This window comes from Mycobacterium kiyosense, from assembly GCA_021654635.1.
Taxonomy (GTDB): Bacteria; Actinomycetota; Actinomycetes; order Mycobacteriales; family Mycobacteriaceae; genus Mycobacterium; species Mycobacterium kiyosense.
This window is the reverse complement of record AP025179.1, coordinates 5,381,074-5,394,205: the sequence shown is the minus strand read 5'-3', so window position 1 is coordinate 5,394,205 and position 13,132 is coordinate 5,381,074. Positions and strand designations below refer to the sequence as shown.

Sequence of the window (13,132 nt, the reverse complement as noted above, 5' to 3'; positions counted from 1 at the left end):
GCGATCGCTTGCCGTGTCTTGTCAGGGCACCCGCTCGATCAACGTCGCGTTGGCCAGGCCCCCGCCCTCGCAGATCGTCTCGACTCCATACCGTCCGCCGCGTCGGTCGAGCTCATGGAGCAGGGTCGTCAACAGACGTGTTCCGGTGGAGCCGAGCGCGTGTCCGAGAGCGATGGCACCTCCGTTGACATTCGTGCGGTCCAGGTCCGCGCCGGTCTCGATAGCCCACGCGAGCACGACGGCGGCGAACGCCTCGTTCACTTCGAACAAGTCGATGTCGGCTACCGTCAGACCGGCCTTGTCCAGCAGCTGTCGGGTGGCCGGGATCGGGCCGGTCAGCATGAGTTTCGGATCGCTGCCCACAACCGTCATGCCGCGGATGATTCCCATCGAGCGCAGTCCGAGCCTGCGGACCGCGTCCCCGGACGCGAGCAGCACAGCGGATCCGCCGTCGGCGATCTGGCTGGCGGTGCCGATGGTGAGCCGACTGCCCGCACGGATGGGCTTGAGACCCGCGACCGCCTCCATCGAGGTGTCCGGCCGGATGGTCTCGTCCCGCTCGAACCCCTCGATGGGCAGGATCTGGCTGTCGAAGCGGCCCTGGTCCCATGCGGCCGCCGCCCGGTGATGGCTCTCGACCGCAAACCGGTCCATGGATTCGCGGTCCAGGTTCCAGTGGCGGGCGATCAGATCGCCCGCGGTGAACTGGTGGACGGGCTCGTCACCGTAACGCTTGACCCACTGCTTGGCCTCGGCGGGCAGACCCATGCCAAGCTTCGGTCCCCACTCGAAATTGGAGTTCAACGGCACCGTGTTCATAGATTCGACGCCACCCGCGACGGCGATCTCGTAACTGCCCGCCAGGATGCCCTGGGCCGCGAAATGAACCGCCTGCTGCGAAGAACCGCACTGGCGGTCGATCGTGACTGCCGGCACGTGCTCGGGGAGCCCGGCGGCCAGCCAGCAGTAGCGCGCCAGGTTCGCCGACTGTGGTCCGATCTGCCCGACGCAGCCGAAGATGACGTCGTCCACCCGGTCGGGGTCGATCCCGGCCCGGTCGATCAGGCCGCTCAGGACGTAGGCCCCGATATCGACCGGGTGCACCTGGCTGAGGCTGCCGCGCTTGCGGCCCATCGGTGTGCGTAGCGCCTCGACGATGTGGACCTCGACCACGCTCTACCTCCTGGATCGAGTCGCGTGAATTTAACCAAACCGTAGTTTGTCCAACTTTGCGGTGTCAACCCGCCGGTTTTGGTATGCTGCAGAGCAAACCAATGTTTGATTCAACGGCGCGAGGGCGCGGGGAGAAGACAATCGATGGCGAGACCGAACCGCTGGGACGACGTGGTTGCATCCGCTGCCAAGGTGTTTCGTCAGCGTGGATTCGCCCAAGCGACCCTAGAGGAGATCGCCGACAATCTCGGCATGCTCAAGGGGAGCCTCTACAACTACATCAGCACCAAAGAGGACCTGCTTACCGCCGTGATTCGGATTCCCACCGAGCGCATCGTGCGGGAGTCGGGCGTCATCGCCGAGTCGGACCAGACTTCGGAACAGAAGGTTCGTGCGCTCATCGCCCTTCATATCCGGGTGATCATCGACATCTACGACTTCGCCGCCGTATACCTGCACGAGATCGCCATGTCGAACCTCGCCGAGGACTGGCACGAGCGAGACCGCGAATACATTCGCCTCGTGGAGGGGGGGTGATGGCGGCCGCAGTTGCGGATGGCACCTTCCGGAGCACAGTCCACCCCCCATGTAGCCGCCATGACCATGATCGGGGCTTGCAACTGGCTCACCAAGTGGTGGAATCCCGAAGGCCCGATCGGCGGAGACGACATGATCGCGCAAATCAGCGACATCGTGCTCGGCGGGTTATGCGTCCCGTCCCGGCTGGGGGCCGAGGACGCCAAGCGGCTCGAAGACTGCGAGCGCGAGAACGCAATGCTCAAGCGACTGTTGGCCGATGCGGAGCTGGAGAAGGCGGCACTCAAGGAGATCGCCCGGAACCACTCCTGAGCCGGATCGGAGAGTCAAAGATCAAGCGACACAACTGTCAAGCGTCAGCCGAAACACTGTCAGGCCTCACCCGAGGTAATACCCAATCGGCGTCCAACTTGAACACTAAGATGAGCCAACTCGGGACGGATGGAACGGCTAGACCCTCAACCGGGGGCCGTTGGCGGTCATGGCTACCCACCGCTTGAATATCGCTTCGGTCGTCAAGAACTTGTTGATGACGGTGCCTTGGGCGTTGGTCTCGATCTGATAGATCTGGTTGCCGACCTTCTGGAAGAAATTTTGGGCGAGCCCTTCGCTGCGCGCAAAGACGTGTATTTCCGATTGCAAAAGAGTATTCAAAGTTTGCGGGGTAACTCCCCAGGCGTCCGTAATGAATTTTCTGGCATAGATGAAGTCTGGACTGTAGAGAAACGGATAGCGGCCCCCGACTGCGAGGATTTCCTTACCGTCGGTATAGAGTATCGCTCCGTCCTTGGCAAGGATTCTGAGACCCTTGGCTACCAGCTGCTTACTACGCAGATCTCGCGCCGCTAATTCCGCTGCTTTGAAGTCCGCCTCTAACTTTGGTGTTAACTGGTCAAGAAACTTTTCCGTTGCGGGCGCGATCTCGCCAAGAAAATTGAAGATACTTCCGACATCGAAAGCCGCCGGGCCGCCCGCGGCCGCTGCCGCTCCAAGTGCTCCGGCCTGCGAGCCGGACATCAACCCCAGCACGTTGGCGGCCTCAGCTTTCACATAGGAGGCGGCGCCGCCGGTCAAGGCCTGTACGAACTGGTCGTGAAACGCCGCAGCTTTAGCACTGAGCGCCTGGAATTGGTGTGCATGGCTGCCGAACAGCGCGGCGATCGCCGTGGACACCTCATCCTGGGCAGCAGCCAACACGCTGGTGGTCGGGGCTGCCGCCGCTGCGTTGGCCGCGCTGATCGTGGAACCGAGATTCGCCAAGTTCGACGCCGCAGCCGCCACCGTTTCCGGCACTACGCTGACGTAGGACACCCGCACCTCCAACAAATCAGTTACGTCGAGAGATGTCGCGAGCCCGAAACGACGACAGCGCGATAGTAACCAGATGGGGCGGCCGGTGCGGGACGAATCGCAAGTCCAAAATCCCGGCACTGAGTCACCGTCACCGCCGCGGGCCCGGAACCACCCGAAAACCGCGGCGCCATCCGGCGCGGTCATCCTTCGGTCAGCTGACCGACACGCTGGATTCAGGTGCTGGCTGACGCTGACTAAAAATCGGCACTGAGCAGGCATTTCAGACCTCGTGCCCCCGGCAGGATTCGAACCTGCGACACCGGCTTTAGGAGAGCCGTGCTCTATCCCCTGAGCTACGGGGGCGAGTGGCCTACCGAAATAGGTGCTGAGAACCCGCGAGGATCCCTCATGCTAATCGGAGGGCGGCGAAAGTGCGGCATCAGGGCGTGCGCCGGTGGTCCGCGCCGTGCTCACCGCCGCACGGCTCAGCCGATGGTGATCGCGCGCGTCACCGCGTCGGCGACCTGCTCGTCGGTGAGCGCGCTGCGCTCGATCAAGGTGTGCGAAAGCACTGTGCGAACGATGATTTCGGCTGCCTGCAGTGGCGGCAGCAGCGGATACGGATACTTTGTGGCGGCGATCGCCGGCGCGACGGTTGCGGACACGGTTTGTATGACGTTCATCCGCGCCTCGCCGACTCGCACCACTGCCTGTAGCAGCCAGTGCGGTTCGTGGTCGCGCACATAGGTGAAGGCGGCGTGGTTGCGCAGGTAGCGCAAGGCGGCCAGGACGGTCGTGGGCACCAACGTCGCGGGGTCGGCGTGTGCGTCGGCGCGGGTCATCACCGCGACGGCCATCTGCTGGATCTCGTGTTGCGCCACCGCGGATATCAATCCGTCTTTGTCGCCGAACTCGCGGTAGGCCGTGGCGCGGGAGACCCCCGCCCGTTCGGCGACCTGGCTCAAGGTCAGCGAGTCGATGCCGCTTTCGGCGATCAACAGCAACGTCGCCTGTACCAGCGCGTCCCAGGAACGAGTTGAGGGCATCACCGGTATTTGTACCGCAGGTTGTTGACTCCACCGCCAACTGAGACTAACTTTACGATTCGTCTCAGTTTCCTAGTCGGAGGACGGTGCGCGGTGACGCAACCGACGCAGACCACGACCCCGCTCGACCTGACCGCACTACCGGCGCTACGCCGGTATCTGGCGTCGCTGCCGTTGGAGGAGCGAGCCAGGGCCACCGCGCGGCTCTCGGCGTTGTCCGGCGACGACCTGCTCAGCCTCGGCGTCAGCGAACCCCAACCCAGCGAATTCGACTACGCGGTGGACCAGGTCGACGGCGCCATCCCCGCCGAACTGTGCGGCACGCTCTACCGCAACGGCCCCGGCCGCTGGCAGGACCACACGGGCCGGCCGCTGCACCACCTCTTCGACGGCGACGGCATGCTCTCGGCGTTCACCATCCGCGATGGTGCAGTGCACTATCGGAACCGCTACGTACGTACCCGGCACTACCAGGGCAAGGGCGGCGTCACCCATCTGGGCACCGCGGCGCCGGGCGGCTGGCGGGCCAACATCGGCAAGACGCCGCCAAACCTGGCCAATACCAACATCGTCGAGCACGCTGGCCGCCTCTACGCGCTGTGGGAGGGCGGGGCTCCCTACGAGATCAACCCTGACACGCTGGAAACCGTTGGGCCACGCCGATTCGGCGGAGAGTTGGCCAGGATGGGCGCCTATTCCGCGCATCCGAGCATATGTCCTCGCACCGGCGACATGTACAACTTCGGTGTCGAATTCATTCCGCGTCCGCACCTTCGCATCTACCACACCGACCCGAAGGGCAGCCTGCGATATTTGCGTTCGGCGCGGCTGCCCTATCTGGCCATGACGCACGACTTCGCCATCACCGAGCGCTACCTGGTGTTCCTGGTATCGCCGATCATCCCGGACCTTATGTCGGTTGCGTTGGGCCGCAAGCCGATCGGCGACGCGCTGCGTTACCGCCCCGAGAAGGGCACTGCGTTCATCCTCGTGCCCCGCGACGGCGGGGAGATCCGCCGCATTGAGTCGCCGGCAGTCCTGCAATTCCACCTCAGCAACGCCTACGACGACGGCGACGAAGTCGTTGTCGACGCAGTCACCTACGAAAAACCCGCAGCTGCTCAGGAGTATCGCACGTTTTCAGACCACGCCGCTGCGCGAATCACCCTCGAAGCTGACCCGATTCCGGCTCACCAAATTTGGACGCGTGCTTCGAGAAACGCTGAGCGACAGCATCTGTGAGTTCCCACGTCATCATCCTGACCGCGAGGGTATGCCACACCGTTACGCCTACTTCACCAGCCGCCGGCACTTGTCGTCGCTGTACGACTCGATCACCAAGGTCGACCTCAGCGACCACTCCGAGAACACCTACACCGCGGCGGGCGCCGGCAACAGCTTCTGCGAACCGGTGTTCGTCCCTCGTCCCGATGCGTCCGCCGAGGACGAAGGCTGGCTGCTCACCGTCGAATATCAAGCTCGGCAACATGTGTCCCGACTGGTGATCCTGGACGCGCGTGATCCCAGCAGCGGACCGGTCGCCACTGCTCAGCTCACCCACCACATCCCGCAGGGGTTCCACGGCAACTTTGCGCCACGACCAGCCCCAGCCTGAATCACGCGCGATACCTGCTACCGCGAGTGAATCCCGCGTCGTAGTCGTGGCAGCCATTTTCTGCGCTGGTGTGTGCATCCTTGGCGATGGGTGTGAATCTACGGCTTTCGGTGTGAGCTAAGGGTTTTGGGTGTGAGCGTAGGGCGGGATTTCGGCCGGATTCCCGCCTAGGCTTCACGGGGGACGCCCAGGCTTCACGCCCGGCGCCCAGGGTTCACGCCCGACGTTCAGGGTTCACGCCCGGCGCCCAGGCTTCACGCCCGGCGCCCAGGGTTCACGCCCGGCGCCCAGGGTTCACGCGGGAAGCGGGCGCGGGGCCGAAGTGTGGTACAGAGCAGGGCGGGGTCGGGTTGACCCCATTTGGTTGTGCATCCTTGGCGATGGGTGTGAATCTACGGCTTTCGGTGTGAGCTAAGGGTTTTGGGTGTGAGCGTAGGGCGGCATTTTGGCCGAATTCCCGCCGAGGCTTCACGCCCGACGCCCAGGCTTCACGCCCGGCGCCTAGGGTTCACGCCCGACGCCGAGGGTTCACGCGGGAAGCGGGAGCGGGGCCGAAGTGTGGTATAGAGCAGGGGCGGGGTCGGGTTGACCCCGTTTGGTTGTGCATCCTTGGCGATGGGTGTGAATCTACGGCTTTCGGTGTGAGCTAAGGGTTTTGGGTGTGAGCGTAGGGCGGCATTTTGGCCGAATTCCCGCCCAGGCTTCACGCCGGACGCCTAGGGTTCACGCCCGACGCCCAGGGTTCACGCCGGACGCCGAGGCTTCACGCGCGGCGCTCAGGCCCGACAACCCAAGCAGCGAGGGCGCTGGGAATGCAGGGTTCGGGAGCCCAAACGCGATCAGCGCAGCTTGTCGATCACCTTCGCGAAATTCTGGAGGTTGTTGTCCTGCACGGTAATCGACGTCACGCCGTACTTGTCCCGGTATTCCCGCAGCGTGTCGGCGATCGCACCCGGCGACCCGGTGAGCACCGAGTGCATCGCCAGCAGCTCCTCGTCCGACATCCCCGGCGAGTAGCGCCGCGTCATCGCCAAGTCGGGCACGGTCTCCCCAGCACGTGGCATCGCCGTCACCGCGAGGTTCAGCTCCAGCGAGTCGAAGCGGTCGCCGGCAGCGGCCCGGACGAACTCGACGCGTTCGGTCAGCGGGTCGTCGGCCTCGCGCACCCGGGCCCCGGTCAACCCGACGATGTCGGCATAACGCGCAGCAAGGGTCAGCACCCGGTCACCGTTGCCGGCGATCAGGATCGGCATCTTCGGGTGATGCTCACTGAGGCATTTCGTCATGTGCTCGAGGTAGTCGACGCGTGCTCCGGCGCTGGGGTATGGCAGCTCGGCCGCCTCGAATTCCTCACGGACATAACCAGTTCCGAGCCCGACCTCGACACGCTGGTCGCTGATCAAGTCCAGACAACCCAGGTCTCGGCTCAGTAGGGCCGGCTTGTAGAAGGCGGCGTTGAGCACATACATGCTCAGCCGCAGCGTCGTGGTGACCATGGCGGCTGCGGTCAGCGTCGGAAACGGTGCCGCCGCACCGAGATGGTCCGGCACACAGAGTATGTCGAACCCCGAATCCTCGGCGCGCTTGGCGGTGTCCACCAGAGCATCGCGGGACTTGAAGAATCGCAGGCTCAACCCGAACCGAAAGTCCTTGGCCACCAATAAACTCCCTCTACTAGGAGAAACACCGCGCGGCCGGCGCGGAGCTCACCGGATCCCAGCGGTGCAAGAAGTCGATCCAGCGTTGCGGCAACCCGTGGTGCACTGCGCCGTCGATGATGCGCTGCAGATAGCCCGGCCGGGGCGGCCCCGCGCTCACCCGCGGGTCGATGTACACCCACGCCGCCGCTGTCGAACCATTACCCAGTCGCACGGTCAGCTCATCGCGCCGGTAGCGCACCGGCACGCCCTCGGCGCTGTCCAACCGGGTTAGGTCGTCGTCGGAGAGCCGCCACAGTACGCCGTGCACCTCACCACCGGCCAGCGGCTCGACGGTGGCTACGCCGCGTTGGTTGATCAGCCAGCAGTGGTCGCCGAGCACCGCCGGGCGCGGGTCGCCTGCGTCGGGGCAGCGGGCCGCCATCTGGCGCACGCACAGATTCGATCCGTATGCGAAGTAGAGGTGTCGGCCCGCTCGCATTCAGCCCGTCACCGTCAGATAGATCAGCGTTAGCACTTACTCACCATTGTGCTTTGACCTGCAAAAACGTGGTTGCTGGTGTCCGTTGTGCGGCTCATTATCTTAAGGTGAGCCGACCCGTCCGTGGCGTCTCCTGAGCGGTGCACCAATCAAGTACATCACCCCCGTAGTGCCCGACTCTCTTGCGGGCTTCTTGGTGCGGCATTTCACCGAAATTGTTCCCAGTCGGGTCGGTGTCCGCCTACGCTGCGCCCTGTTGGATCACCACCGGGAAGGGGTAGCCATGTTTCTTCGGATAGTTGTCGTCGCAGCGTTCATCGGCACGGCCGCGCTTGCCCCGCCGCCGCAAGCCAGCGCGCAATCGTGCTCCAAGGGCTACTACAAGGCCGCTTCTGGCAACTGCGTACACCGGCCAATCTGCGGAGTGTCTACACAGCCGGACGGTGCCACCGCGTTGTGTAACGACGGTTGCTGGTCGTTCAGTGAGAATCCCAGCGAGGATGACACATGCAGCGGACACGGCGGCGCAAAGAAAGTCTTGTAAACCATTGCCGCCCTTGGTAATAGCGCACAATGTTGTGCTTCACCGCAGGTCAGGACTGGTGCAGCATGTCGGCATGACTACCGAACTGCTGATCGCCACCGTTGCCTGCCTCGCTGACCACCTTGAGGTCGACGGCCACCCGCTTGCTTGGGTGCCGCGCGCTGTCCTGGCCGACACCCAGTAAGGGCATTTTCACAGCTAGAAGCACCTTTTCATTCAGCCCGTCACCGTCAGATAGATGAGCGCCACGTTGAGCACACTAATCATCACCGCGACCACCCAGCCAATGGCCGTTGTCAACCGGTGGTTGGCGTCGGCGCCCATCAGTTCCCGGTTTCCGGTGAGCCTGACCAGCGGCAGCACCGCGAACGGTATCCCGAACGACAGCACCACCTGGGAGATCACCAGTGCCCGGGTGGGGTCCACGTCCAGCGCCAACAGCGCTATCGCGGGGCAGACGGTGACCAGGCGGCGGAGCGCCATCGGCACCGACTTGTGCAGCAGCCCCTGCATGATCATCGCGCCGGCGTAGGCGCCCACCGACGACGACGCCAAACCCGAAGTCAACAAACCGACCGCGAACAGCACCGCGATCGTCGGGCCTAGCGTGTCTCGGACCGCGACGTAGGCGGCATCGATGGACCCGACGTCACCGTGCCCGCGCATGTTGAAGGCGGCGACCAGCAGCATCGCCGCGTTGACTCCGCCGGCGATCACCATGGCGATCCCGACGTCCACCCGGGTGATGCGCAACAGTCGACGGCGGTCCGGCCCGGGCGCGGGCTGGCCGTGCCGGTCGCGGGCCAACCCGGAGTGCAGGTAGACCGCGTGGGGCATCACGGTGGCCCCCAGGATCGCGGCGGCCAGCAACACGCTCTCGGTGCCGTGGAAGCGTGGCAGCAGGCCGGACACGACTTCGCCGGCCGGCGGTGTGGCGACGAAGAAGCTGGCGGTGAAGCCCAGCGCGATGATCAGCAGCAGCCCGGTGATGACCACCTCGAACAACCGCTGGCCGCGACGGTCCTTGACCATCAGCAGCAGCAACGAGATCACGCCGGTGATCAGCCCGCCCAGCGGCAGCGGCAACCCGAACAGGATGCGCAGTGCGATGGCCCCGCCGATCACCTCGGCCACATCCGTCGACATCGCGACGATCTCGGCCTGTGCCCAGTAGACCAGCCGCGCGGGCCGACCCATCCGGTCGCCGATCGATTCGGGCAGCGAGCGGCCGGTGACCAGGCCGAGCTTGGCCGAGAGGTACTGAACCAGCCCGGCCATCACGTTGGCCACGACGATGACCCATAACAGCAGGTAGCCGAATTGGGTGCCGGAGCTGACGTTGGCGGCGACGTTGCCGGGGTCGACGTAGGCGATTGCGGCGACGAACGCCGGTCCCAGCAGGTACCAGCTTGCTTTGTCCGAGGTCGTGACGTCCTGCGCCAACTCACCGCCCTAGAGGTCAGAGGGTTCGAATAAAAAAGTGAGGTTATCCGAAACCGGCCGCAGGTTTGTTGGCGGCCCGAGCTTAGTCGGCGGGGAGGTACAGGCCGCGGCCGGTAATCAACGGCAACTCGAGCGTGGTCCGGATCCCAGGCGGGGCGGCCACCACCGCGGGTATGGCGTTGACGATGCGCATCGCCGTCGCGACGAGCCCGGCATGGTTGTGGTCGCCGAGCCGACTGCTCAGGCAGATGTCCATGGCGTACGACGGCTCACCGGTGATCTCCACGCGGTACGAACCACCGGGCTGCGCGGGTTGCGGCCAGTCCGGGCACAAGTCTTCGCGCAGCCGGGTGATGTGCTCGAGCACGACGGCGGGGCGGCCGTCGAGCATGCCGAGCACCTCGAACCGCAGCGCGGCGGCACTGCCCTGCGCAATGTGGCCCGATGCGATGTCGAAGGCCTCGGGCGCGGGCACCCGGACGTACTTCTCGGTCACCTCGTCGAGCGAAATGCCAAGTCCCGCAGCGAGTTGGCGGACCACCGAGCCCCACGCCAGGCTGAGCACCCCGGGCTGCAGCAGCATCGGGATGTCCTCCATCGGCCTGCCGAACCCCATCACGTCGAACATGACGACGGCGCTGTCATATGTCGCGTAGTCGACGATCTCCATGCAGCGCACCTGCTCGACGCTCTGACAGGTGCCGGCCAGCGCCATCGGCAGTAGGTCGTTGGCGAAGCCCGGGTCGATGCCACTGACGTACAGGCTCGAATTACCTTGCCGCGCAGCCTCTTCGATCGGTTCGATCAAGTTTTGCGGCAGCACCTGCCACGGGTACTGCAGGAACACCGGACCGCTGCCCACCATGTTGATCCCGGCCGCCAGCACGCGCCGGTAGTCTTCCAGCGCTTCGGGAAGGCGGTTGTCGGCCATCGCGTTGTAGACCGCACACTGTGGCGCGGTGGCAAGCACGGCGTCCAGATCGGTGGTCGCTTTGACTCCCGTGGCCTGCTCGAGTCCGGCCAACTCGGCCGCGTCCTTTCCGGCCTTGGCGTCCGACGACACCCACACTCCGGTGAGCTCGAACTCCGGGTTGGTGATCAGCGCACGCAGCGAGTGGATGCCGACGTTGCCGGTGCCCAGTTGGGCGACACGTATTGCCATGACCGACTCCTTACAGATCCGGGACGGGGATCGTGAGATTGGGGAAGGTGAGGCCGCCGTCGACCTCCAGCGTCTTGCCGGTCAGGAAACCACCCGCGGGCGACGCCAAATAGACTGCGGCAGCGGCGATGTCAAGCGGATCACCGAGGCGGCGCAACGGCGTCGCCTGTTCCATCGGTTTGCGCAGCTCGTCGTTGTTGGCCACCACGTCGAGTGCGGAGGTCAGGATCGATCCCGGCGCGATCGCGTTCACCCGGATGCGGGGGCACAAGTCCAGTGCCGTCAATCGCGTGTAGTGCGTCAGCGCGGCTTTGGCGGTGCCATAGGCGGCGAAGCCGCGCCCGGCCAGCCGGCCGATGGCCGAGGTGATGTTGATGATGCTGCCGCCGCCGGAATGCTCGAGGATCAGCGGCACCGCGGCGACGGTGAGCGCATGGGCGGTGGCGACGTTGAACGTGAACGCGTCCCTGAGCTCTTTGGTCGACGTGGTCAGCAGCGTGTTCGGCATGCTGCCCCCGACGTTGTTGACGACGATGTCCAGCTTCCCGAATGCCTCGACGGCCACCGCGGCGAGCTTCTCGGTCTCCTCGGGGCGAGCCAGGTCCGCGGCCACCACGTGGGCACGGCGCCCGGCGGCGCGCACCTGCTCGGCGACCTCGTCCAACTGCGACCGGGTGCGCGACGCGATCACCACGTCGGCGCCCGCCTCGGCGAACGCCAGTGCGATGGCCGCGCCCAGGCCGCGGCCCGCGCCGGTGATGACGGCGATCTTGTCGTCGAGTCGGAACCTGTCGAGGATCACGGCGGCCTCGTTTCATTCGTCGGACGACACGACGGCGGCGGCCATCGCCTCGATGATTTCTGTAACAGGTTCTAGTTTGGCACAGGGGTGCCGAAGGGCTTGCGTCGCGTCCGTCAGCAACTCTTTCACCGCACGTAACCTGTTGTTAATGTAGGTGAATAGCTGTAATGAAAGGGGTTCTCAGGAAGCCGCGACGGGTGGGCGGCGTCTAGCATCTTTCATCACTACCAGTTAGGAACTGAATTGAAACTCAACCGATTTGGTGCTGCTCTGAGTGTGCTGGCATCAGGCGCGCTGGTGTTGTCGGCTTGTGGCAGCGACAACAACAACGCAGGCGGGGGCAGCTCAGGCGCGTCGGGCAGTGCGTCGTCGGGCAACGTGAGCTGCGGCGGCAAGAAGGCGCTGAAGGCCAGCGGTTCGTCCGCGCAGAACAACGCGATGACCCGCTTCGTCAAGGCATTCGAATCGGCTTGTCCCGGGCAGACGTTGAACTACACAGCCAACGGCTCCGGCGCCGGCATCAGCGAATTCACCGGCAACCAAACAGATTTCGGCGGTTCCGACTCTCCGCTTACCCAGGACCAGGCGGCCGCGGCCCAACAACGTTGCGGCGGTGCGCCGGCGTGGAACCTGCCGGTGGTGTTCGGCCCCATCGCGGTCACCTACAACGTCGGGGGAGTGAGCTCACTGAACCTCGACGGGCCCACCCTGGCCAAGATCTTCAACGGCGGCGTGAAGAAGTGGAACGACCCGGCAATCGCGGCCCTCAACCCCGGCACCAACCTGCCCGGAACGGACATCCACGTGGTGTTCCGCAGCGACGAGTCGGGAACCACGGACAACTTCCAGCACTATCTCGACGCCGCCTCCAACGGCGCATGGGGCAAAGGCGCCGGCAAGTCGTTCCAGGGCGGCGTCGGTGAAGGCGCCAAGGGCAACGACGGCACGTCGGCGGCCATCAAGAACACCGAGGGCGCCATCACCTACAACGAGTGGTCGTTCGCGCAGGCCCAGAAGCTGAGCATCGCGAAGATCATCACCTCGGCCGGACCGGACGCCGTCGCCATCGGCGCCGAGTCGGTGGGCAAGACCATCGGCGGCGCCACCGTCAAGGGCCAGGGCAACGACCTGGTGCTCGACACCGCCTCGTTCTACCGGCCCACCCAGCCCGGCTCCTACCCGATCGTGCTGGCCACCTACGAGATCGTCTGCTCGAAGTACCCCGACGCCGCCGTCGGAACCGCGGTGAAGGCATTCCTGCAGTCGACCATCGGACCCGGTCAAAATGGCTTGGGGGACAACGGGTATGCCCCGATCCCGGATTCCTTCAAGTCGAGGCTGTCGACCGCGGTCAACGCGATCTCCTGATCGGAGGTTG

14 protein-coding genes, 1 tRNA gene and 1 pseudogene are annotated in these 13,132 nt (G+C 64.9%); 6 read left to right on the top strand and 10 right to left on the bottom strand.

The annotated features are described in order from the left end of the window. Positions 1-21: 21 nt before the first annotated feature. Positions 22-1,173, bottom strand: a complete 1,152-nt coding sequence (locus tag L6444_RS25280; protein WP_236977901.1) for an acetyl-CoA C-acyltransferase — start codon at positions 1,171-1,173, stop codon at positions 22-24. Between the two features lie 144 nt (positions 1,174-1,317). On the opposite strand from L6444_RS25280, the gene L6444_RS25275 reads away from it, so the two are divergent. Both L6444_RS25275 and L6444_RS30295 read left to right on the top strand, forming a co-directional pair. Further along, positions 1,318-1,710 carry a TetR/AcrR family transcriptional regulator gene (locus L6444_RS25275; RefSeq protein WP_236977900.1) on the top strand — a complete coding sequence of 131 codons (393 nt, stop codon included), beginning with the start codon at positions 1,318-1,320 and terminating at the stop codon, positions 1,708-1,710. Positions 1,711-1,728: 18 nt separating this feature from the next. Further along, positions 1,729-2,022 (top strand): hypothetical protein, encoded by a 294-nt coding sequence (locus tag L6444_RS30295; protein WP_459561261.1) that lies wholly within the window; start codon positions 1,729-1,731, stop codon positions 2,020-2,022. Between the two features lie 138 nt (positions 2,023-2,160). On the opposite strand, the gene L6444_RS25260 is transcribed toward L6444_RS30295, so the two are convergent. From L6444_RS25260 to L6444_RS25250, 3 genes are all read right to left on the bottom strand, one after another. Further along, positions 2,161-3,021 (bottom strand): PE family protein, encoded by an 861-nt coding sequence (locus tag L6444_RS25260; RefSeq protein WP_236977899.1) that lies wholly within the window; start codon positions 3,019-3,021, stop codon positions 2,161-2,163. A gap of 272 nt (positions 3,022-3,293) precedes the next feature. After that, positions 3,294-3,366: transfer RNA gene (locus L6444_RS25255), tRNA-Arg, on the bottom strand. Positions 3,367-3,488: 122 nt separating this feature from the next. Beyond that, positions 3,489-4,049 (bottom strand): TetR/AcrR family transcriptional regulator, encoded by a 561-nt coding sequence (locus L6444_RS25250; protein WP_236977898.1) that lies wholly within the window; start codon positions 4,047-4,049, stop codon positions 3,489-3,491. Positions 4,050-4,142: 93 nt separating this feature from the next. Here L6444_RS25250 and L6444_RS25245 point away from each other — a divergent pair, with 93 nt between their 5' ends. Further along, a complete protein-coding gene (locus L6444_RS25245; RefSeq protein ID WP_459561260.1) occupies positions 4,143-5,291 on the top strand; it encodes a carotenoid oxygenase family protein in 1,149 nt (382 codons plus the stop codon). Further along, the gene (locus L6444_RS31300; protein WP_459561290.1) at positions 5,179-5,664 is read left to right on the top strand and encodes a carotenoid oxygenase family protein; all 486 of its coding nucleotides are present in this window, start codon (positions 5,179-5,181) and stop codon (positions 5,662-5,664) included. Before L6444_RS25245 ends, L6444_RS31300 begins: the two co-directional genes overlap by 113 nt. 839 nt (positions 5,665-6,503) lie before the next feature. Here L6444_RS31300 and L6444_RS25240 read toward each other — a convergent pair. Then, positions 6,504-7,322, bottom strand: a complete 819-nt coding sequence (locus L6444_RS25240) for an LLM class F420-dependent oxidoreductase (RefSeq protein WP_236977897.1) — start codon at positions 7,320-7,322, stop codon at positions 6,504-6,506. A gap of 52 nt (positions 7,323-7,374) precedes the next feature. Continuing rightward, positions 7,375-7,803 (bottom strand): annotated as a pseudogene (locus L6444_RS25235) (gamma-glutamylcyclotransferase family protein); the annotation flags it as partial. Positions 7,804-8,086: 283 nt separating this feature from the next. Between L6444_RS25235 and L6444_RS30860 the strand changes: the two are divergent. Further along, positions 8,087-8,347 (top strand): DUF3761 domain-containing protein, encoded by a 261-nt coding sequence (locus L6444_RS30860; protein ID WP_305071304.1) that lies wholly within the window; start codon positions 8,087-8,089, stop codon positions 8,345-8,347. Positions 8,348-8,396: 49 nt separating this feature from the next. Here the strand turns inward: L6444_RS30860 and L6444_RS25230 are convergent, their stop codons facing one another. The 4 genes from L6444_RS25230 to L6444_RS25215 all read right to left on the bottom strand — a co-directional run bounded on the left by L6444_RS25230 (position 8,397) and on the right by L6444_RS25215 (position 11,754). Beyond that, entirely contained in the window at positions 8,397-8,543 is a 147-nt protein-coding gene (locus tag L6444_RS25230; RefSeq protein ID WP_236977895.1) for a hypothetical protein, read from the bottom strand. A 20-nt stretch (positions 8,544-8,563) separates the two neighbouring features. After that, complete coding sequence (locus L6444_RS25225; RefSeq protein WP_236977893.1) at positions 8,564-9,790, bottom strand: Nramp family divalent metal transporter; 1,227 nt, start codon at positions 9,788-9,790, stop codon at positions 8,564-8,566. 82 nt (positions 9,791-9,872) lie between these two features. Continuing rightward, positions 9,873-10,952, bottom strand: a complete 1,080-nt coding sequence (locus L6444_RS25220; RefSeq protein WP_236977891.1) for an NAD(P)H-dependent amine dehydrogenase family protein — start codon at positions 10,950-10,952, stop codon at positions 9,873-9,875. 10 nt (positions 10,953-10,962) lie between these two features. Beyond that, entirely contained in the window at positions 10,963-11,754 is a 792-nt protein-coding gene (locus L6444_RS25215) for an SDR family oxidoreductase (protein ID WP_236977889.1), read from the bottom strand. Between the two features lie 243 nt (positions 11,755-11,997). Between L6444_RS25215 and pstS the strand changes: the two genes are divergently transcribed. Continuing rightward, on the top strand, positions 11,998-13,122 hold the full coding sequence (gene pstS / locus L6444_RS25210; protein WP_236977887.1) for a phosphate ABC transporter substrate-binding protein PstS: 1,125 nt from the start codon (positions 11,998-12,000) through the stop codon (positions 13,120-13,122). Positions 13,123-13,132 lie beyond the last annotated feature (10 nt).

What these genes read in the sequence shown, in the direction of transcription:
- L6444_RS25275 (WP_236977900.1), top strand. Translation starts at nt 1,318, where the DNA reads ATGGCGAGACCGAACCGCTGGGACGACGTGGTTGCATCCGCTGCCAAG.
- L6444_RS30295 (WP_459561261.1), top strand. Translation starts at nt 1,729, where the DNA reads ATGGCACCTTCCGGAGCACAGTCCACCCCCCATGTAGCCGCCATGACC.
- L6444_RS25250 (WP_236977898.1), bottom strand. Translation starts at nt 4,049, where the DNA reads ATGCCCTCAACTCGTTCCTGGGACGCGCTGGTACAGGCGACGTTGCTG.
- L6444_RS30860 (WP_305071304.1), top strand. Translation starts at nt 8,087, where the DNA reads ATGTTTCTTCGGATAGTTGTCGTCGCAGCGTTCATCGGCACGGCCGCG.
- L6444_RS25220 (WP_236977891.1), bottom strand. Translation starts at nt 10,952, where the DNA reads ATGGCAATACGTGTCGCCCAACTGGGCACCGGCAACGTCGGCATCCAC.